We start from the raw sequence: 18,025 nt of genomic DNA on the forward strand, positions 1-18,025 counted from the left end.
CGATGTCGAAGGGAAGCGTCAAAAAACACATTTTGGGTGACCCCAGTTATCAATCATGAAAAGAAGAGAATATTCCCCCAATTACAAAGATCGGATTATCAACTTTTGTTTAATAGGACAATAATGGAGAAAGAATCCCTACAATCCTGGCAGTAAATACTTATTACTGTCGTGAAAACAGCAAAGAAGAGTTAACCAGGGCTTCTGCAAATGACGTGGTGAAGTATGCATGCGTATAGCAGCCTACGACATTTTGCGAGATCAACCCGTCTTTTCCATCCTCAATACCTTTCCCCCGAGATAGCCGGAATGCGTACTTGGCATCGTACGAGGGATCCAATCGCGAATAATGAAACTCATGACCGGTAACCGACTGGCCCGATGGAAGGAAGGGATGACCGTCAATACTCTCCCCTTTTACATAACCGAGCGCCTGGATACGGCCGGTCATCTCTGCACAAGCGGGAAGGATGTTGCACATCCGGTAAGTTGTATCCGATCGAATCTCTTTGGTAAGATACATCAGTCCACCACATTCCGCATAAATTGGCATACCCGAATCAGCAGCGTGTTTCAGTTCGTGCGTGCACCGGGATGCTTCAAGCGCGGCAAGATGGAGTTCCGGGTAACCCCCGCCAAGATAGACTGCATCGACTACCGGAAGTGAACCGGAGAGAGGACTGAAAAAAACCAGTTCTGCTCCCGCCTTCTGAAAATTATCAAGATTATCCGGGTAATAAAAACAGAATGCTTCATCGAACGCTACACCAATTTTTGTCCGAATCTGCGGTTTGCATTCATGAATATTATTCGTGTTTAGCAAGGATGGAACCTGATGCGCAGCAGCTAACAGTGCATCCAGATCGCAGTTCTCTTCAATGATCTTTCCAAACTCCCCCATACTTCCCGATTCATGTGCCATCCTGAGACCGAGATGCCGGCTTTCCACAGCTAGTTCCTCTTTACGGGGAATAAATCCAAAAGCAGGGATAGTTAATGATGGTTCAATCATTAAACGGTGACGAGGGCTTCCTATCCGGTTGAAGATCACTCCGCAAAATAAGATGGTTGGATCAAAGTTCTTGTATCCGTTGATTAGTGCATGGACGCTGCGGGACATGCCTTTGGCATCCACTACCAGCATAACCGGGGCTTTTAGGATCCGTGCGACATGGGCTGTACTCGCCATATCGGAACCATCAATGCCATCATACATGCCCATAACGCCTTCGATCACTGCAACATCTGCACCCTGCGTTGCCCGGAGAAATGTATCGATGCAGCCGTCTTCGCCCATCATAAAAGGATCCAGGTTCCGTGAAGCCCGTCCGCAGATCCGGGTGTGATGAGATGGATCGATGAAGTCCGGCCCGACTTTGAATGGCTGGACTTTCAATCCCCTCCGGGTAAGTGCAGCCATAATGCCGCTAGCTATCGTTGTCTTGCCACATCCGCTGTGGGTGCCTGCGATAACTATGCGGGGAACCGGATTCATGGCACGCTTCCGTTTTTTTCATTGAGTATTTTTGGCGGTGGTGTGAGTTGATGTACAGGAATATGAACTCCACTTTCCAGGCAATATGCATCCACTCTCTGGTACACGCGTTTGACCATGCTCTCCGTTGTGAGTATTAGGGAATCCTCTCCCAACAGGGCTTTGAGAATACATTTGTCTATAACGCCATAAGTAAAATCCAGATGAATCCGGGAATTTTCCGCACACTGCTTTGCCCGTGTGCCCATGGCACCTGTACAAATTCCGTTATGCATCGATATCCATTCCGACAGATATTCCTGGCAATCCAGATCAACATTGCATACGGTAATCATGCCGTGCTGGTTTTGTGCTCTGGTTTTTTCAAATAACGTTTCGATGCAGTGCATCATATCCAGCACCGTACGGGGTTTTTTCCCGGGTAGTAAAAAACCCCTTTTCTGGAGTTCCATGTGCAATTCAAGGAGAGTCGGAAGGGATAAGTGAGCCGTGCGAACGGATTTAAGATTGCCAAACGCTACTTCAGGAATATCTTCATGAAGGATTTTTCCATCAGTCATCAGGATAGCGCGATCTGCCCACGGGTACGCGAGTTCAACATCATGGGTGGAAATGATGATGGTCTTGCCTTCATGATTCAATTCATCGAGTAGTTCCATAATATCTTCTGATCCTGACGGATCGAGACCGCTGGTGGGTTCATCAAAGACAAGCATATCCGGGTCCATTGCCAGCACCCCGGCAATTGCCACCCGTTTCTTCTCTCCGCCGGATAACTGGTGTGGGGGGCGGCGTTCAAATCCCTCAAGCCCGACATGCCGGAGCGCAGTTGACACGGCCTCTTTTACATTGGCTTCACTATACCCGAGATTTGTCGGCCCGAATGCCACATCCTGGTACACGGTCGGGGCAATAATCTGGCGGTCCGGGTTCTGGAGGACAAACCCTACGCGTTTTCGCAGCATCCTTAACGATACAGTATCATAACGGATTGGCTGATCATCAAAGAGCATAACTCCAGAGTCCGGGCGTATCATGCCATTGAACATAGTCAGGAGCGTGGATTTCCCAGCACCATTGGGACCGACAAGAGCAATCTTCTCTTTTTTACGGATATGGAAACTGATACCACAGATTGCTTCCATTCCCCGCGGGTAACGATAACGGATATCGCGGGCTTCAAGTATGATGCTGCTCATGGTCTGGTCCTTAAATTATCGTGATAGTTCCTGATACAATCACAACAGCGGCAGAAAGCGTAAGAAATATCGCTACTGCAAGACAGGGAATTTTTTCGACAGGCCGGTTTTCCCCCAGCAGGGCAAATTTCCCGTCATAACATCGGGCATCCATTGCCCGAATAAGGTCATCCCCGGCATCCCAGCTGGCAATAAATGCAGCCCCACAGAGCGATGCAAACGAGTGTATGGATTCCTTTAACGTGGAATAGCCAAGACGCATGACTTGTGCCTGGTAAATCTGGATAACCTGGTCGATGAGGATGAAGATGGACCGGTAGATGATCATCATCAGGTCAATTACAACTTCGGGAATCCTGCACTGGCGTAACACAATGAAGATATCTGTCATGGGAGTTGTCAGGGCAATAAAACACATTGCAGACATTCCGCCAATCACCCGACAGAAGACAAACATGCCCTGATTTATGCTTTCCCGGGTGATGGATAATGAGAACCCGGGCAGGATATCCCATCTCCAGAATATATCCTGTCCACCTGTGATGAGAACGATGCCGGCTACACTCATTATAGCAAACCAGAGAGGAAAAATAAAGAGCTCTGAATAGGTTTTTGCATCCACCCGTGCCAGGATAAGAATTGTTGCGGTGAGAATAACGGCAATAAAAAGCGGAGCAATATAACTCGTTGAGAAAAGACAGAGAAGGATTGCCCCAATACCGGCTGCCAGTTTCAGGTATGCATTTACCTCACGGAGTCCGTTCTTCTGGGCAATATCTTCCAGAAGTTCCTCAAACATAGATAGTAGTCACGCTCTGTATCGATTATGCTTTCTTTTTCTGTCCAATCCAGAAACCGAATACACCGCCAACAAGAATCCCACCTATGGCAGCCTGGAATGCAAACAGGCAGGACTCGATCTCTTTGCTTGGCGGTTCCCACTGGGGGATCAGTGGTTGGAATTTTTCCACTGGTGTACCGGAAAGTTTTGCGATGAGTCCTGATCCGACATTATCGGAGCCGGAAAATTCTGCCCCGCTCATTGTTGAACTCGTGTATAGAAATATTGCACAGAATGCAAAAATCGCAATCACGGTCAGGACTTCAAGTGAATAATTGAATCTCATGAGATCTCATTCCGTGCAGCATTGATTTTTTCTTCAGAGAAGATTTTCAGCCGGATCAGGATATCCGGTTTGAGGGCTACGATATATTTGAACACCAGGGCAAGGACAATACCTTCGACAATCGCAAGGGGAATCTGCGTAATGGCAAATATGCTCAGGAAAAGGACAAATGAGCTGACAAATCCCCCGGTCTCTGCAGGGTATGCGAGTGCAAGTTCTAGTGATGTTGTTATATAGGTAAATATATCGGCCAGGGCAGTTACCAGGAATACGGTAATGTAGATATTGACAGAAGTATCCCTCAGGATCCGGTATAACGCATACCCAACCAGAGGTCCGATAATTCCCATGGATACGATATTAGCACCAAGAACCGACAACCCCCCGTGTGCGAGAAACATGCTCTGGAACAGGAGAACGATTGCGCAGACAACTGCGGTGATCCATGGTCCAAAGGAAATAGTTGAGAGTCCTGTTCCGGTGGGATGTGAACAACTGCCGGTAACGGAAGGAAGTTTCAAGGATGACAGGATAAAGATAAATCCTCCCGTAACCCCGAGCAGGGGAAGTGCCTCCCGGTCAGTTGCAAGGATTTTTTTCAACTGAAATATTCCGAGCAGGAGGCAGGGCAGAGCAACAATCCACCACACCAGACACCATTGCCACGGTAAGAACCCTTCCATAATGTGCATTATATCTCCTCATATGATCGGATCTTTCCACTCAAACAAATTCACTTGAATTAACTCAACTAAATTTTCATCCAAATGTTGAATCGACCTGTATTAATAATTTTTGACCTTTGAGGGAATGTGCAGAAAATTCCACCAGTTTCAGCGAGGAGCAATGATGTTAATATATATTAAAAAAAATTCTATTCCAATATTTTGTGCTTTCGTTCATTGAGCTATGCAGTGAACTATCTCTGATTAAAAAAAATCAGTAAAAAATTATTTTTTCTTCCGGAAATGATAAACTAAGTAGACTGCACCAATAATAATTGCAACGATAATTGAGAGATAGATCGGGTTGGAGAGAATGGCAGTTGCACCGGTGGGAGCGGTTACATCCACTTTCACTTTCATAGTATCGGAGATATACGTATTGTCGAGTTCATCCCGGTACCGTATTTCCGAGTCAAGACCATATTCCTTGATGGTTGCTGAACGATCAACGCTCATGACATACGACACAGTCCGGGATTCGCCGGGTTTCAGGTCGCCGATATAGGCAATATCATCATTGCTGGTAAAGGGATCAACCGCACTTATCCGTGCCTGCGCACTTTTTACCGTGGTATCTCCGGTATTTTTATATTCGACCTTAATAACTTTTTTATTTCCGGGATTCATTTCAGAAGGAGGTGATGTCACCGCAAAATCTGCTTTTCCCCCAACAGGTACCCCAACTGTATCACTACGGGAGGTAACAAAGTCCCCTTCATTATCCTCATACACAACGGTAACATCAATTGGATAAGTTTGTTTTTGCGCATCCGTGGAAACGGATACTTTATACCGGCAATCCACGGTGCTGCCAGGAGGAAAATCTCCGATATACACACTACTATCGGTTGGGATGATGGGACTATTACCATTTCTGGTAATTTTTACAATAGATTTAGAACCGTTGTCGGATCCTGTATTTTTTATTTTCATGTTGATGTACCCTTCAGTTCCTACGTTCAGGTGCTCCGGAACTGCTGAAAGGACATCAATTGAAACCTCCGGTTTAATTTTTATGGGGATAGTGACTGATTCGTTAATTGTTTTATAAGAGTACTGTATTGTATCAACGCCATATTGGTCGGCAGTCTGGAGGTAAGTATAAGTTACATCGAGCGGCAGATTGTAAGTTCCAGCAGGTGCATCTGCATTGATCTTGGTTGTGAAGACGGCATTTACACTGCTCGCTCCTTTAAGATCGCCCAGCATCTGGGTTTCGGATTTGATGACAAGGGGGGCATTTCCGGGTTCTAACCTGACGGTCAGGAACTTTGCGGTATTTGGCTGATCATCGCGATCAACGATGCCAGAATCGACAAATTTGAATTCATTGAGCCCGGTATTTTCAATAACAACGGTCATCTGGACCTCAGTACCCGGACTGAACTCGTTGGTACCAGAAATATATGCTGACAACTCAGGACTGCCAGCCATGTATTTTGTTCCTGCCATTGCAGGTGTAATCAGGCATGCATAAAGAATAAATAGCATGCATAATATCTTGAGATAATTTGTCATCGATTGAGCCTCCACGGTTTTGTTGTTTCCACGTTACAGTTTTTGTGTGTTAAATTTGTGCTGCAAGCGTCTTTGTTTTTGCTTTGACATTGTTAGTGTGGTACTAATAATGGTTTGATTCGTATTTATATTTTCTTGTTATATGTAATCAACAAGGGTTACATATATGTGATACCTTTATGGGGTACTCAAACAAAATAGGATAAGAATTTGAACGGAAGTTTTGCTACAATGGAACCTGTTAAAGAAGAGCTCATTCAGATTAAAGAGATATTAAAAAACTCCTCTCATGGTATGAGTATCACAGAAATTGCACGCGCACTTAACAAGAACAAACATTCGGTGGGGCACTATCTCGGGATCCTGCAAGTTTCCGGTCATGTCCAGATGCGTAATTATGGAAAAGCAAAAGTTTTCTCTCTCGCATCCCGGGTTCCTTTGGATTCCATAATAGGTTACACTAATAATATGATTCTTATTCTCGATGAAGAAGAACGTATTATCCGGATCAATGATCCATTCCTTGCGTTTATTCAACAATCACGGGAAGAAATTCTGGGAAGCCGATTTTCCTCGCTAAAAGTAATAGGATCATCGGCGGAAGGATTTATTAAGCAGGTACAGCAATCATTGAAAAAAGGGATTTTCGATTCGGAGATTGGGATCATAAAACCAACACCCCGGTTTTATTACCAGAAGATTCTTCCTACCGTTTTCGATGACGGTAAACAAGGAATGATCATTATCCTTGAAGATATTACGGTAAAAAAAACTGCCGAACAGGCTTTGCATTCAAGTGAAGAGAAGTTCCGCCTGATGGCAGAAAATCTTCAGGATGGTATTTTAATTTACAACAATGGCAGGTTTCTTTATGCAAATGATCGAGTAGAAGAGATCTTCGGGTACTCCCATGATGAGTTATCAACACTTACCCCCCAGGATCTTGCTGCCCCGGAAGATCGAGGACGGGTCAAAAAGAATATTGATGACTGTCTTATTTCCCGGAATGTGCCGTCTGATCTCAGGTTCTGGATTATCAGGAAAGATTGCACACGGCGTTATATCTACAGCCGTATTATATCAGTAGAACACGATAACTCGATTTTGCATTATATTATAATTACTGATATCACTGAGTGGAAGCACGCACAGGATGCACTTGAAAACCAGCTGGGCTTTTTACAGCATATAATCGATATGTTTCCCAGCCCGTTATTTTATATGGATACTCATGGCAGGTACCTGGGTTGTAACCGGTCCTTTTCCCGGGCTATCGGCAAGAGTTTTTCTGAGATTGCCGGAAAAACCTGTCATGAAATCCTTGATCCAGAAGATACCCAGATCTTGACTTCTCATAATGATGATCTCTTGAAAAAACCGGGTATGCTGATATACTCAGGCAATATTACCCTTTCCGGTAGAACGCAGCACACAATCACAATTCAGAAATCCACCCTCTCTACAAAAGACGGGGTCCCGGCTGGAATAGTTGGATTTATCCTGTCCACCAAGGAAAATTAAGAAATCTTCCTGAAATTTCTTAATAATACTTAATTACGATAAAAAACTCAATTATTGACTAATGAAAAAATTGTCTGGTTCTCTCATTTTGGGGATCATAATCGTTCTCATTATCAGTGTAACCGGATGTGTGGCACCTCCTGTCGAACAGCAGGATAAACCAGGAAGTAATACAACAGCCGGCCAACTTTTTCCTCCTGGGCCGATTGTTCCTACAACATCTCCAATATATGTAACGATAGAAACACCTTATGTTACAATAGCACCCACGTCAGCATCCAATACCACGAATTTCGATGGATATCATACCTTTCCCTCCTTAACCCAAATACCGGAAGATTATGTGATTATTTATTCCGTTAGAAATCAACCCTTTGCTTATAATAAATCTGCAGTTTCCTTCGATCTGAAAAATCCCCCTATGTTGATTGATTTTACCCTCTCTGTGACCAATACAACAAGAAAGGTTGCTGGTGATAGTCGAGTACTCTCCAATGAATTCACCACCGTTCAAGTCAATGATTTTGATCCGAATGCATATTTTGAAGTGACGGTTCGTGAAAAGTCCACCGGTAAAATCGTACTTCAGGATGGGTTTGGTCAGAGTAAACAATATGGGACAGTGAATCCCCGTCGCTTAACAATCCGTACCATGGGAAATTATCTTATTGAATTTGGTGGCAACAAGGTTGCAGCAAATATAAATATATCTGTAAAACGACAAGGGAATATTAATTAATCTAAGGAATAACCAATTACTTTTTTTTAAGAATCCTGCTAAAACAATTGAATATTTTTTTAATGGTGAATTATTTAAGCGATGAGAACATTTTATGTAAAGCAGAAAGTAATCGGGTCCCGGTAGGGTAGTGGACATCCTAAAAGATTGCGGATCTTTTGACCCGGGTTCAAGTCCCGGCCGGGGCGTACTGACCGTTGGTTAAGGTCTAAATCATTTTTGCTGCTCAATTCGCGCTTATTTCTGTAATGCTCTTTTCACATAGAAAAATGTGTCATTTTTACTTGCTCAATCTCATAAAATTTCAGTAAAAATTTTAGGTAAGCCGGTCGCGGAGCAGTGCGAAGCATGCGAAACGGGCGGCGATCCCAGCGTGATTACATGCAGCATCGACGAAGATTTACCTAGGAGGTTGCACTCAACGGGGCCCTGCCCCTCGCCGCGCAGGCTTCCCCGACGAGAACTTGTTTTGAGATTCATGAAGATCGGTCGGTCATGTTCACTCGTCTCGCTGATGCTCCGACTCGCTTCACATCACCTCCCTTGCTTTTCCGGAGTTGCCCGGTTGAGATGCAGTACGCCCCTGGCTTGTCGCAGGCTCCGGCGCCAGCGGCTGCTCTCGCCCGCTCCTCACATACCGCTTCGCGGAATGTTCGTCGCTGTTGATCGTACTCATGCAGTACGCTCAGTGACTCATCCGCACGACGCATCAGGGGCTCGGACTCACCGCTGATGCGGTTCGTTACCTTCGCACCCTGAAGCGGTGCTCCTTCGGGCCGCTGGGCCGGGTCAGGATAGCCCCCTGATGGGGGCACGGGATCGGTGTACGGGTGGGAGGACAAAGCGACGGTTACCGGACGCATCAGCGATCGGTCGCTCGCTTTGTCGGGGGGGCTCAACCGTGACAAGATGCATTTCCCTAAACAACCAAAAACGGGCCCCGGTCCGGGGGGGAGGGCGCGAGCCGGAACACGGCGACCTTCGCCGTGTCGCGTGAGCGCCGGGCGGGTCCTGCTCTAGCGATCTCATGCCAACAGGAAACCGGAAAATATCCTGCAGCGTGGGCGGGTCATGGCTACACGGCGCGGTTACGGGGCGCATCAGCGACCTGTCGCGCTGTGTGCCTGGGTGGGCCAAGCGTGAACAAAATTCTACGCAAAATCTTTATTTCGCAAATCGGACGGCGCACCGCCTTCACTTTCACACTGCGCACGGCGGAGACATATAAGCGCTAACGTCGATAGATGTATGGTGAATATCACCATGAGGTCAACAACAAACACAGATGTAAAGTTCGAGCACATAGGGGCAGCCCGCCTCTATAACGGCTCGGTCCGTATCGATGTCAAAACTATGCAAGCGGTTATTCCTGCCGGGGAAGTCCGAAGGCTCGAAGACCACTGGCCCGCACCGGTCTTTGATATATCTGATGTAATGAAAAACTCGGAAGCGGCACCGGTCGGGAAGGCATGGATCACCCGGTCCGGTAAAGCGGTGATGATAACGATCAACGATGTGCAGTACGTCTCCCCGCTTGCGCAGATCAAAGGGATGCTCAAGGGTGAACGAAAATACGCGAACGTTTCAACCATGCAGGCCATGATTACAGCCACCCAGCCCGCCGGGGTTCACGCATGAAAGCCGCTGATGTAAAAGCACAGATCAACGAACGAATTATAAAAGCCCTCTCTGAAGGCAAAATTCCCTGGCTGAAACCGTGGACCGAAAACGGCCCGCGAAATCTTTTCAGCAGCAGATCATACACCGGGCTTAACCGGTTAATTCTCGGGCTCAGTCCCTACCCTCTTCCTTTTTGGGCAACCTACCGGCAGTATCTCGCCGCAGGGTTACAGGTCCAGAAGGGCGAACACGGCCACGGGATTATCTACGCGGGCCGGACCGTAAAGACCGAGACAAAGACGGATAAGAACGGCAAAGAGACGGAGAACAAAAAACAAATCCGGTTTCTGAAAGCCTTCGTTGTTTTCAACGTCGCACAGACCGATTACATAGAGCAGGGGTACAAACTCCCCGATGTGAAGGAGAACGCTCACCTTCTCGGATGCGATGCGGTCATTCATGACTACACAGGCCGGGAAAATATAACAATCACCGCAGGAGATCGGGCCGCATTCCTCCCGCAGATGGATAGGATCACCATCCCGGATATCTGCCAGTTCAGAACATCCGAGCACTATTACGCCACGATGTTTCATGAGTGCGTCCACTCCACCGGGCCACGGCTCGACCGGTTCAAGCGGACCGATCCGGTCTGCTTCGGTTCCGACACCTACGGGCGCGAGGAACTGGTCGCCGAGATCGGGAGCGCTTACCTGGCAGCTCTCACCGGTATTGATTCATCGGCGATTGTCCAGAATCAGGCAGCCTATCTCCAGAACTGGGCGACAGCGATCAAGGCGGATGCCGATCTCGTGATGTATGCAGCAGGCAGGGCAGAGAAGGCAGCGGATTTTATGATCGGGGCTCCGGCCCCGGTCCCTGCCAGCGCCAGCGGGACCGATGCGGTGGAAGGGGTGACGGCATGAACACTATTTTTGATGCCCTGCCAGTGAAGGTCCTCGAAGAACTCGAACGCATCGAGATCACGATACACGAGAAGGAGCAGCGGGCTTTTCTGGATCAGGCAGATGCGCAGGATCTCCGCAGCAGGCACGATGAGATCATAGCTTCATGGAAAGCCCGGGCCGAGCGGGAAGGGCTCGACAACCTTATCGCAGAACGACAGCGGCAGGATATGATCGCATGGGTCTGCGATCCGCTGCCGAGCGGGATCCCAGCAGAGGCACAGGGGCGGGAGCGATGATCGCAGCATTGGATCTAAAATCCTCCCTCTCCCATTTTACCGGGACTTCCCGGTACATCCGCGACCCGTTCACCGGTCTGATGCACACGGACGGGATCGGGCACCTGGCCGACCGTGCGGAGGCACACTGGCTGCTCTCCGATATCGGCGCTGTCTTCGGGCATCACCCGAAAGTCAAAGAAATGCCGTTTCAGTTGTGGGCGCTCGTTGTCGATGAGGATCGAAAAGCGATCCTGACCTGCCGGGAAGATTGCGATATGCCGGCGATCTACGAGCAGAACTACGAGTACACGGATTTCCCGGTCGGGACCTGGAAGATGTACCTTGTCGATGGTGTGCTTATGCTGCCATCGGAGTACTGAGGGTGCAGCATGCTGACCATGAAGGAGATACGGCAGCACAAAAGAAATCGGATCACCCTCTGGGGACTGGGGAAATTTTTTGTATGGTGGCTGCACAGGATGAAGAAAAGAATTATTTTTTGTTGCGGGTAAACAGTGGCCCGGACAGGGTCACCATGAGGTCAATCAAAAGAGCCCTGCCGGGTTGATCTAATATTCGTCGTCCGGCAATATCTTTTTGTTCATGCTGGCCCACCCAGGCACACAGCGCGACAGGTCGCTGATGCGCCCCGTAACCGCGCCGTGTAGCCATGACCCGCCCGGACTGCTGCCGTGTGCCTGTCCTGTTGAGCCGCTTTGATCTGCCTTGGCCCGCCCGATGCTCACGCGACACGGCGAAGGTCGCCGTGTTCCGGCTCGCATCCTCCCTCCCGGCTCGGAGCCCGGTTCTCCAGTTAATCGGAAAATGTGATTTGCTCCGGTTGGACCCACCCGACAAAGCGATCGACAGGTCGCTGATGCGCCCTGTAACCGTCGCTTTGTCCCCCGCCCATACAAGAAGCCCGTGCCCCCATCAGGGGGCTATCCTGTCCCGGCCCAGCGGCCCGAGGGAGCACCGCTTCAGGGCGCGAAGGTAACGAACCGCATCAGCGGTGAGTCCGAGCCCCTGATGCGTTGTGCGGACGAGTCACTGAGCGTTAGTCATGTACCTGCATCACGAAGTCTTCACGGTTATTGTATAGTAATGCCTGGCTCCCTCTCTCACTTCGAAGCAGGTAATTGTCTCACGCTTCTTTTTGATCTGGTCCGCGATGGTTCTTGGGACGAGGTAGAGGGGTATGCCTTCGATCTGCTCCACGGTGCTTTCTGGAGATTTCGTTTTACCGGGCATCACGACCTCCATGGAACATCAGTATCGAATCGGGTTTCAATCATGGTAATTTCTTTACAGGTTACGTGCCCAGGAACCGGGTGAGAACAAGAATTTTTAATCTTTCGACACAACATTTGAGTCAGCCCCTACTGTTTTACTTCGTATTCGGTGGGTGGTTGCAGGGGCGATTTGTTTAGCGACGATGGCCCCTGCTTTTCCTTCTTCGTCATTCACGTTCTCACCCGGTGCATGAGTGCGTGAACTTTCCCCAATGGTTTTTAGTTTTTTCATAAGGTACTCCTTCGTACCGGATTTTACGGGGGACACGTCCTGGAATTGCAGGAATTGCAATGAGCCCCTGGACCCGATTGTAAAAGATAGATTTGTGTGAATTTAAGGTTTCGGTTTTAGGGGTTTTACGGGCTTTAAATCGAAAAAGGAGGGCTATACACTTTCACACCGCACACTCCATAATATATATTTAGGTGCAATTATTTTGTGGGTCGCGTGAAACGATGAGTAATCGAATTGCCCGGAATTGAACGCACTATTTTCGATAAAATCGGTGGGGGATTGTCAGGCCGCAGCGGCCCACGTTCGCACCGGGCGAGTGCATCAGCGCGAGGTCGGGGTGAATGTGTCACTGAGCGTACTGCATGAGTACGATCAACAGCGACGAACATTCCGCGAAGCGGTATGTGAGGAGCGGGCGGGAGCAGCCGCTGGCGCTGGAGCAGCGCGACGAGCCAGGGGCGTCATCGTGTGCCCGGTCAACCGCGAGAAACAGGGAGGTGATGTGAAGCGAGCCGGAGTGCAGTGAGCGCAAGCGAGCGGAACGAGGACGAGTGAACATGACCGAGCGTCTTCATGTCACCCCAGGACCGATCCCGGTTTAGTAGATCCGAAAGTAAAAATATAGTCTAATATAAAACTACAGGAAAAAATGATGAACTGTTTAAGACATAACGACTTTGCACCTAAACTCGATTCTACACCTAAAGTATGAGACTTGCACCTAATGTCTGGGGGATCGTGAAATCTGTTAATTGTAATGAAAAATTGATATTATCTTCTTAATTCATCTTCTTGTGCTTTGAAGAAATCAAAAGTAAGTTGCCCGGTAACCTTGTTTAATTTATCTTCATCGACTTTTTCAAACATTGCCGATAATTTATTTTTAATATCATAATCAGGATCTGTGATTATCCGCGAATTGGCAGCAACGGCTAATACATCAAAGAGGAATTTTTGACCGTTTTTGTTCGGTGCTATAACTAAGATCCCGTCTGAAAGTGGTTCTTTGCTTATAAGACCCATCCCATCCAATGTATTCCTGACCGATTGAACAATTGACACTTCATATTCATCCAACAAATCATCCTCAGATAATGTACCGTGTCTTCTTAATGTCTCTAGTATAGATCGCGAATCAGGAACACTCCTAATCAATCGTAATATATCGGTGGCATTATTGTATTCGTAATAATTCATATTTAGTAAAGTGCCACTTGTGGGTCGACTAAGTGCATCACCCATTTGGAGTGTACGGGTTTTTAATGCTAATCCCATATTACTTATATTTCTGATTAGTCGATTTACAATCCTCGGAGGCATCCCAGTTATTTCCGAAATCTCCGTTTGTGTAATATAGCCTCCCATTTCACCTTGAATTACAAGCAATTCTCGTAGACCAATCCTCACATTATCTACAGATTCTAGAACTGCCTCCCAAGTTTTAAACGACTTCTCGCCGGATATATAAGTTTGTGAAAATGTGAACGGTCTTCCTCCAATATTATATGGGAGAATTACATCTATGCTCTGTAATGCAGAAAGATCTCTTGGAAAATCACCCGGATTGGGAGCGTTTGTCTCAAGAACGGAGGTTAATTCGGGAAAATCTTGAACACTGTGAATAATATTGAAATGGTTTTTCTGTTGATCGAAAATGACAGGTTTATGTAAAAAATGATCGTAAATGTATAATTTGCTGCTCACTGGGTATGGCATTACCTGTTGTACTCTTTGTTTTGAGGCATCAAACTGAATTGTTCCGCTTGATATCATATTGGACATTACAGTACCATACACACTATCGTTGAAGCTCTTCCTTTGGGTAGTGGTTGGTGTTACGTTCCATATTCGTTCAACAATTTCATTTACAGATTGTGTGGAATGGGCTGTATCCAGAAACGCGAGGGCACGAGCAATACTAATTGTTGCACTAAAGCGCCCGGTCGTTGTTTGATGATTTCTTAATGGGTGTATTCTAGAAAAATCTCTAACACCCCGGGTAATCTGATCTAACGCCCTAATTACATCATTCAATTTGGGGTCATTCAAATGTGAAAGGGATCTTTCAGGAATTTTTTGTACCATTGGATCTGAAAGGTATGGTGTAAAAATATCATCTGCCATATCATTTCATCCCCTTAAGGATTTTATTTTTGGAATCGTTAAAAAAATCTTTAGAGATGATAATATTATCAGATTTTGAATCAAGTGAGACAACTGAAGAATTTTTTAATTTCAATCTCCAATTCTCTTGTTTGTATAGTCGATCAAGATCCTGAGCAAAATCGTAATTTTTGAGGGATTTCGTAAGAATATCTCTGTCTTCAGGTTGTTTTACTGACAATACAATATCAGAGAATAATTCAAAAATTTGCTCATTCAGATCAAGAATAGGTGCGAATGGATGAATAGAGTTGTCAGATGCCTTTCCCTCTAATTTATAACTCATAGCTGACGCCAAACCCCGAATCAGCGTTAAATACTGCATATATTGTTTATTAACTTTTTCAATTTTATATAAAGGCTCAAAAAGTGCGGAAATATCTTTGCCGGCAGAATTACGAATTGTTTTTATAGAAATTATGTTGTGGGTTGAACTGATAATCATGATTCTTCGAATTGTATCTAATGATGTAGCTTTACCTAACCGTTGAGATAATTCGAGATCGTTAAGTCCCTCTGCGAAATTCTCTATTACCTCCCAACAATGATTTTCAAAAATTAAGGAGAAGGGTGAAAACGGATCACATATCATTGAATCGTAACTTTCTACCAGTAGTGCGCCAGTAATATGATTTTTCGTCGAAGATTCCAGATCGTCTTCTAAGGCAGGAACCCCACCAACCCATTTAACAAAGGCTTTATTATTTTTGCTTCCTTTATATTTTATTATAAGTCCCTCATCTTGAAGTTTATTTGCCCTGACAGCAACATTTTTGGGATTAAGATCTATTTCAACAGCTAAATCCTGAATAGAGATTTCTTTTCTCTCGGAGATTATCTTTAATATATTTCTATTAACAGAATCAAACTGATTGTTCACTATTTTTGCCATTCGGGCTGTCTTAGAGCTGCTTGCTTTTTTTGGTTTAGACTTCATAATATCTCGATCTCCTTATGCGATTCTCCACTTTTACGACCTTTACACTTTTACGCACCTTTACGCATGACACATTAATTAGCAATTCTATTTGCTCTGCTATATCTTATTTCTTTGAGATTGTCTTAGGAGAGTCTCAGTACTTCTCTAATTTTTTTTTAGTTGATTAGAGTGTGATGTTGGTTGATGATTATTCAATATTCACGGAGGAAATTTTAAAGAAGCACTGAACCTGTCACAAGCCGGCAGACTTACCAGTATTTCACGGGTAGGGGCATCTCTTTTATTTTTTCATTCATGTAAATGCTCGACATCTGAAGAACACCGACAGCAAAAAAACCTGAAACTACTGCAAAGTAGCTGAGACCATTATTGTCGAATTCATACATCATGAAGCGAAGAGAAACTGCAATCAAAACAGCTGTGAGGATAACCACAGGATATAATTTTCCCAAAATACTCATAATCAGATTCTTCCATGCTCGTGTTTAATTCTGTCTACATTGGTTGACTCGGTCGGGGAAGCCCACGCGGCGAGGGGCGGAGCCCCGTTGAGCGTAACATCCTCAAGAAGAAAAACTTAATTTCTTTTGAACAGGTTCTGGTGTTGATCGCCGCCCGCATCGCCCGCATCGCACAGCTTCGCCGTGCTCGCCCCTGCTCCGCGACCGGCTCCCCGTATTCCAGGCTAAAACCCTGTTTTTCAGACCTCCCCCGGAAAAAACGACCCTCATATTCGCATTCCGGCAGGGTTTTCGGGGTCCGGATGGGGTAAAATAGGTGGCTAAAATCACATCGATGTACGGGCCTTTGGTGGGCTTTAAGAGAGATGCAATTCTGCCGTTTTTTGGCAAACGGAGGGAGAATCAGGAGTATTTTTTATACGTACTGAATCGGACCGTTTTACGGGGTTTTCCGGATTGGAGTCTAGCAAACGGAGCCCGAATTGGGCTTATTTCCCCTCATGGTTTATACCCCCAGATAAAAAGGGGACTCTGACGGAGGGTAAATGAAGAGGGGGAGATCGTTTCATCCCCCCATCCCGGTAATAATCCCTACCACCTGGTGAGCGGTCACCGGGTCCACCACCCGGGCCAGGACCAGCCCGGCCATTGCAACGAACAAAGTCCAGAAGACTCTCTTCACCTGCTCATTCTTCCCGAACGCCTCGATCGCTGCATCCGCATTCGCCTTCATTGCCTGTTGCATAATTTTCGGTAGGAATACAAACAGCGGCAGGAACAGCACCGCAGCTCCGATGAACGCAAGCGTGATCTCCGCCCGGCCCGCAAGGAAGATCCCGACCGGGACCGCGAACACCCCGGCCAGCATCGCGGCCATCCCGACCTCGCCAAACCAGAAGTAATGCCGCTTATCGGAATAATTCAACCGCTCTGCATCAGTAAGACCGGAGAGATCAAAGATGCCAAGCGTGTTCAGCATCCCGTACCAAACCGCGTGCGTCTCCTCCGGGTCCGCAACGAGACCAAGGAACAGCACCGCGATCGGTACGATGAGAAGAAGAAGAGGAAGATGGGCCAGCACCAGGACAATCCCGAGCAGGACCCCGGTGCCGCAGATGGCACACCGGGTCTGCACTTCATTCTCGAACATCGGGACTCTCCGCAATCCGGATCTCAAAGACCGGGCTGCTGTGCCCGCCATTCCCCGGACTGAAATCCCGGACCCGGCCCATCTGGGCGAACTTGCGCCGACCGGTCCGGATCTGGACCGTGTGGATACCGGGCGCTCGCGGGTAAACCCGGCGACCATCGATGTCATGCATCTCCTCATAGGGCGGGATGTCGAACCAGTCCGGCCAGAACCGGACTCCTCGCGGAATATCCGTACCCCGGCGCAGGTCCTGCAGGCGGATGGGTACGAGATTATCGTAAATCACATCGATGATCAGGTTCTCATCGCCCTGCTCCGGGTGCAGGTCCAATTCATAGAAGATGGGATTACGCCGCACTTCATCGCGGGTGAGCGGCTTATCTATGGTGAGCGGTTCGAGCCCGCCGAATTTCCCCCGGTACAGACCGGTCACGGTTGCGACCGGCTGTTTAGCGATTTCAGGTTCCATGATAGTTCTCCTTGTGTCGTTCATGTTCCGCCCGGAGTTTCTTGAACTCCTCGACAATCTCATCATATTTGCCGATCTTCTGATGGATCGTAAACAGGACGGGATAAATCGGAAGCACAGATCCTAACAAAATTCCTAATGTTTCAATATCCATAATGTTCCTCCGCAAAAGACGAGAGGACCAA

General features: G+C 47.0%; 22 protein-coding genes and 1 tRNA gene. 8 read left to right on the forward strand and 15 right to left on the reverse strand.

The genetic code is table 11. The features are described 5' to 3' along the window. Positions 1-163: 163 nt before the first annotated feature. The 6 genes from WC593_02425 to WC593_02450 all read right to left on the reverse strand — a co-directional run bounded on the left by WC593_02425 (position 164) and on the right by WC593_02450 (position 5,980). Positions 164-1,495, reverse strand: coding sequence for a cobyrinate a,c-diamide synthase (locus WC593_02425; protein MFA4823992.1), 1,332 nt, complete (start codon positions 1,493-1,495; stop codon positions 164-166). Then, positions 1,492-2,694, reverse strand: a complete 1,203-nt coding sequence (locus WC593_02430; protein ID MFA4823993.1) for an ATP-binding cassette domain-containing protein — start codon at positions 2,692-2,694, stop codon at positions 1,492-1,494. The genes WC593_02425 and WC593_02430 overlap by 4 nt, the downstream gene beginning before the upstream one ends. 10 nt (positions 2,695-2,704) lie before the next feature. Beyond that, a complete protein-coding gene (gene cbiQ / locus WC593_02435) occupies positions 2,705-3,493 on the reverse strand; it encodes a cobalt ECF transporter T component CbiQ (GenBank protein MFA4823994.1) in 789 nt (262 codons plus the stop codon). Between the two features lie 25 nt (positions 3,494-3,518). Continuing rightward, positions 3,519-3,821 carry an energy-coupling factor ABC transporter substrate-binding protein gene (locus tag WC593_02440; protein MFA4823995.1) on the reverse strand — a complete coding sequence of 101 codons (303 nt, stop codon included), beginning with the start codon at positions 3,819-3,821 and terminating at the stop codon, positions 3,519-3,521. Then, positions 3,818-4,513, reverse strand: a complete 696-nt coding sequence (locus WC593_02445) for an energy-coupling factor ABC transporter permease (protein MFA4823996.1) — start codon at positions 4,511-4,513, stop codon at positions 3,818-3,820. The genes WC593_02440 and WC593_02445 overlap by 4 nt, the downstream gene beginning before the upstream one ends. 258 nt (positions 4,514-4,771) lie before the next feature. After that, positions 4,772-5,980, reverse strand: coding sequence for an S-layer protein (locus WC593_02450; GenBank protein ID MFA4823997.1), 1,209 nt, complete (start codon positions 5,978-5,980; stop codon positions 4,772-4,774). Between the two features lie 378 nt (positions 5,981-6,358). Between WC593_02450 and WC593_02455 the strand changes: the two genes are divergently transcribed. The 3 genes from WC593_02455 (at position 6,359) to WC593_02465 (ending at position 8,512) form a co-directional block, all read left to right on the forward strand. Beyond that, positions 6,359-7,585, forward strand: a complete 1,227-nt coding sequence (locus tag WC593_02455) for a PAS domain-containing protein (protein ID MFA4823998.1) — start codon at positions 6,359-6,361, stop codon at positions 7,583-7,585. Positions 7,586-7,715: 130 nt separating this feature from the next. Further along, positions 7,716-8,324, forward strand: coding sequence for a hypothetical protein (locus WC593_02460; GenBank protein ID MFA4823999.1), 609 nt, complete (start codon positions 7,716-7,718; stop codon positions 8,322-8,324). Between the two features lie 116 nt (positions 8,325-8,440). Next, positions 8,441-8,512, forward strand: a tRNA-Arg gene (locus WC593_02465). Between the two features lie 288 nt (positions 8,513-8,800). Here the strand turns inward: WC593_02465 and WC593_02470 are convergent. Next, on the reverse strand, positions 8,801-9,232 hold the full coding sequence (locus WC593_02470; protein ID MFA4824000.1) for a hypothetical protein: 432 nt from the start codon (positions 9,230-9,232) through the stop codon (positions 8,801-8,803). Positions 9,233-9,587: 355 nt separating this feature from the next. On the opposite strand from WC593_02470, the gene WC593_02475 reads away from it, so the two are divergent. From WC593_02475 to WC593_02490, 4 genes are read left to right on the forward strand one after another with little or no spacing between them, the layout of a single operon-like run. Continuing rightward, positions 9,588-9,962, forward strand: coding sequence for a hypothetical protein (locus WC593_02475; protein MFA4824001.1), 375 nt, complete (start codon positions 9,588-9,590; stop codon positions 9,960-9,962). Further along, positions 9,959-10,870, forward strand: coding sequence for an ArdC-like ssDNA-binding domain-containing protein (locus WC593_02480; GenBank protein ID MFA4824002.1), 912 nt, complete (start codon positions 9,959-9,961; stop codon positions 10,868-10,870). Before WC593_02475 ends, WC593_02480 begins: the two co-directional genes overlap by 4 nt. After that, a complete protein-coding gene (locus WC593_02485) occupies positions 10,867-11,148 on the forward strand; it encodes a hypothetical protein (protein MFA4824003.1) in 282 nt (93 codons plus the stop codon). The genes WC593_02480 and WC593_02485 overlap by 4 nt, the downstream gene beginning before the upstream one ends. Beyond that, positions 11,088-11,510, forward strand: coding sequence for a DUF6876 family protein (locus WC593_02490; protein ID MFA4824004.1), 423 nt, complete (start codon positions 11,088-11,090; stop codon positions 11,508-11,510). Before WC593_02485 ends, WC593_02490 begins: the two co-directional genes overlap by 61 nt. A gap of 694 nt (positions 11,511-12,204) precedes the next feature. On the opposite strand, the gene WC593_02495 is transcribed toward WC593_02490, so the two are convergent. Both WC593_02495 and WC593_02500 read right to left on the reverse strand, forming a co-directional pair. Further along, entirely contained in the window at positions 12,205-12,381 is a 177-nt protein-coding gene (locus tag WC593_02495) for a hypothetical protein (GenBank protein MFA4824005.1), read from the reverse strand. 96 nt (positions 12,382-12,477) lie between these two features. Then, entirely contained in the window at positions 12,478-12,654 is a 177-nt protein-coding gene (locus WC593_02500; protein ID MFA4824006.1) for a hypothetical protein, read from the reverse strand. 346 nt (positions 12,655-13,000) lie between these two features. On the opposite strand from WC593_02500, the gene WC593_02505 reads away from it, so the two are divergent. After that, entirely contained in the window at positions 13,001-13,183 is a 183-nt protein-coding gene (locus tag WC593_02505) for a hypothetical protein (protein ID MFA4824007.1), read from the forward strand. 245 nt (positions 13,184-13,428) lie between these two features. Here WC593_02505 and WC593_02510 read toward each other — a convergent pair whose 3' ends face one another. The 6 genes from WC593_02510 to WC593_02535 all read right to left on the reverse strand — a co-directional run bounded on the left by WC593_02510 (position 13,429) and on the right by WC593_02535 (position 17,994). After that, positions 13,429-14,781: a hypothetical protein gene (locus WC593_02510; protein ID MFA4824008.1), complete on the reverse strand. Its 1,353-nt coding sequence runs from the start codon at positions 14,779-14,781 to the stop codon at positions 13,429-13,431. A 1-nt stretch (position 14,782) separates the two neighbouring features. Further along, positions 14,783-15,757 (reverse strand): winged helix-turn-helix domain-containing protein, encoded by a 975-nt coding sequence (locus WC593_02515; protein MFA4824009.1) that lies wholly within the window; start codon positions 15,755-15,757, stop codon positions 14,783-14,785. 251 nt (positions 15,758-16,008) lie between these two features. Further along, the gene (locus WC593_02520) at positions 16,009-16,221 is read right to left on the reverse strand and encodes a hypothetical protein (GenBank protein MFA4824010.1); all 213 of its coding nucleotides are present in this window, start codon (positions 16,219-16,221) and stop codon (positions 16,009-16,011) included. 565 nt (positions 16,222-16,786) lie between these two features. Then, positions 16,787-17,371: a hypothetical protein gene (locus tag WC593_02525; GenBank protein ID MFA4824011.1), complete on the reverse strand. Its 585-nt coding sequence runs from the start codon at positions 17,369-17,371 to the stop codon at positions 16,787-16,789. Then, the gene (locus WC593_02530; protein ID MFA4824012.1) at positions 17,358-17,840 is read right to left on the reverse strand and encodes a hypothetical protein; all 483 of its coding nucleotides are present in this window, start codon (positions 17,838-17,840) and stop codon (positions 17,358-17,360) included. Before WC593_02530 ends, WC593_02525 begins: the two co-directional genes overlap by 14 nt. Further along, positions 17,830-17,994, reverse strand: a complete 165-nt coding sequence (locus WC593_02535; GenBank protein ID MFA4824013.1) for a hypothetical protein — start codon at positions 17,992-17,994, stop codon at positions 17,830-17,832. The genes WC593_02530 and WC593_02535 overlap by 11 nt, the downstream gene beginning before the upstream one ends. Between the last annotated feature and the right edge of the window lie 31 nt (positions 17,995-18,025).

The sequence above is a fragment of the Methanoregula sp. genome (assembly GCA_041645435.1).
Taxonomy (GTDB): Archaea; Halobacteriota; Methanomicrobia; order Methanomicrobiales; family Methanospirillaceae; genus Methanoregula.

What these genes read in the sequence shown, in the direction of transcription:
- WC593_02515 (MFA4824009.1), bottom strand. Translation starts at nt 15,757, where the DNA reads ATGAAGTCTAAACCAAAAAAAGCAAGCAGCTCTAAGACAGCCCGAATG.
- WC593_02430 (MFA4823993.1), bottom strand. Translation starts at nt 2,694, where the DNA reads ATGAGCAGCATCATACTTGAAGCCCGCGATATCCGTTATCGTTACCCG.
- WC593_02495 (MFA4824005.1), bottom strand. Translation starts at nt 12,381, where the DNA reads ATGCCCGGTAAAACGAAATCTCCAGAAAGCACCGTGGAGCAGATCGAA.
- WC593_02535 (MFA4824013.1), bottom strand. Translation starts at nt 17,994, where the DNA reads ATGGATATTGAAACATTAGGAATTTTGTTAGGATCTGTGCTTCCGATT.
- WC593_02485 (MFA4824003.1), top strand. Translation starts at nt 10,867, where the DNA reads ATGAACACTATTTTTGATGCCCTGCCAGTGAAGGTCCTCGAAGAACTC.
- WC593_02440 (MFA4823995.1), bottom strand. Translation starts at nt 3,821, where the DNA reads ATGAGATTCAATTATTCACTTGAAGTCCTGACCGTGATTGCGATTTTT.
- WC593_02530 (MFA4824012.1), bottom strand. Translation starts at nt 17,840, where the DNA reads ATGGAACCTGAAATCGCTAAACAGCCGGTCGCAACCGTGACCGGTCTG.
- WC593_02525 (MFA4824011.1), bottom strand. Translation starts at nt 17,371, where the DNA reads ATGTTCGAGAATGAAGTGCAGACCCGGTGTGCCATCTGCGGCACCGGG.
- WC593_02510 (MFA4824008.1), bottom strand. Translation starts at nt 14,781, where the DNA reads ATGGCAGATGATATTTTTACACCATACCTTTCAGATCCAATGGTACAA.
- WC593_02425 (MFA4823992.1), bottom strand. Translation starts at nt 1,495, where the DNA reads ATGAATCCGGTTCCCCGCATAGTTATCGCAGGCACCCACAGCGGATGT.
- WC593_02520 (MFA4824010.1), bottom strand. Translation starts at nt 16,221, where the DNA reads ATGAGTATTTTGGGAAAATTATATCCTGTGGTTATCCTCACAGCTGTT.
- WC593_02450 (MFA4823997.1), bottom strand. Translation starts at nt 5,980, where the DNA reads ATGGCTGGCAGTCCTGAGTTGTCAGCATATATTTCTGGTACCAACGAG.
- WC593_02455 (MFA4823998.1), top strand. Translation starts at nt 6,359, where the DNA reads ATGAGTATCACAGAAATTGCACGCGCACTTAACAAGAACAAACATTCG.
- WC593_02500 (MFA4824006.1), bottom strand. Translation starts at nt 12,654, where the DNA reads ATGAAAAAACTAAAAACCATTGGGGAAAGTTCACGCACTCATGCACCG.
- WC593_02490 (MFA4824004.1), top strand. Translation starts at nt 11,088, where the DNA reads ATGGGTCTGCGATCCGCTGCCGAGCGGGATCCCAGCAGAGGCACAGGG.
- WC593_02445 (MFA4823996.1), bottom strand. Translation starts at nt 4,513, where the DNA reads ATGCACATTATGGAAGGGTTCTTACCGTGGCAATGGTGTCTGGTGTGG.
- cbiQ (MFA4823994.1), bottom strand. Translation starts at nt 3,493, where the DNA reads ATGTTTGAGGAACTTCTGGAAGATATTGCCCAGAAGAACGGACTCCGT.
- WC593_02475 (MFA4824001.1), top strand. Translation starts at nt 9,588, where the DNA reads ATGAGGTCAACAACAAACACAGATGTAAAGTTCGAGCACATAGGGGCA.
- WC593_02480 (MFA4824002.1), top strand. Translation starts at nt 9,959, where the DNA reads ATGAAAGCCGCTGATGTAAAAGCACAGATCAACGAACGAATTATAAAA.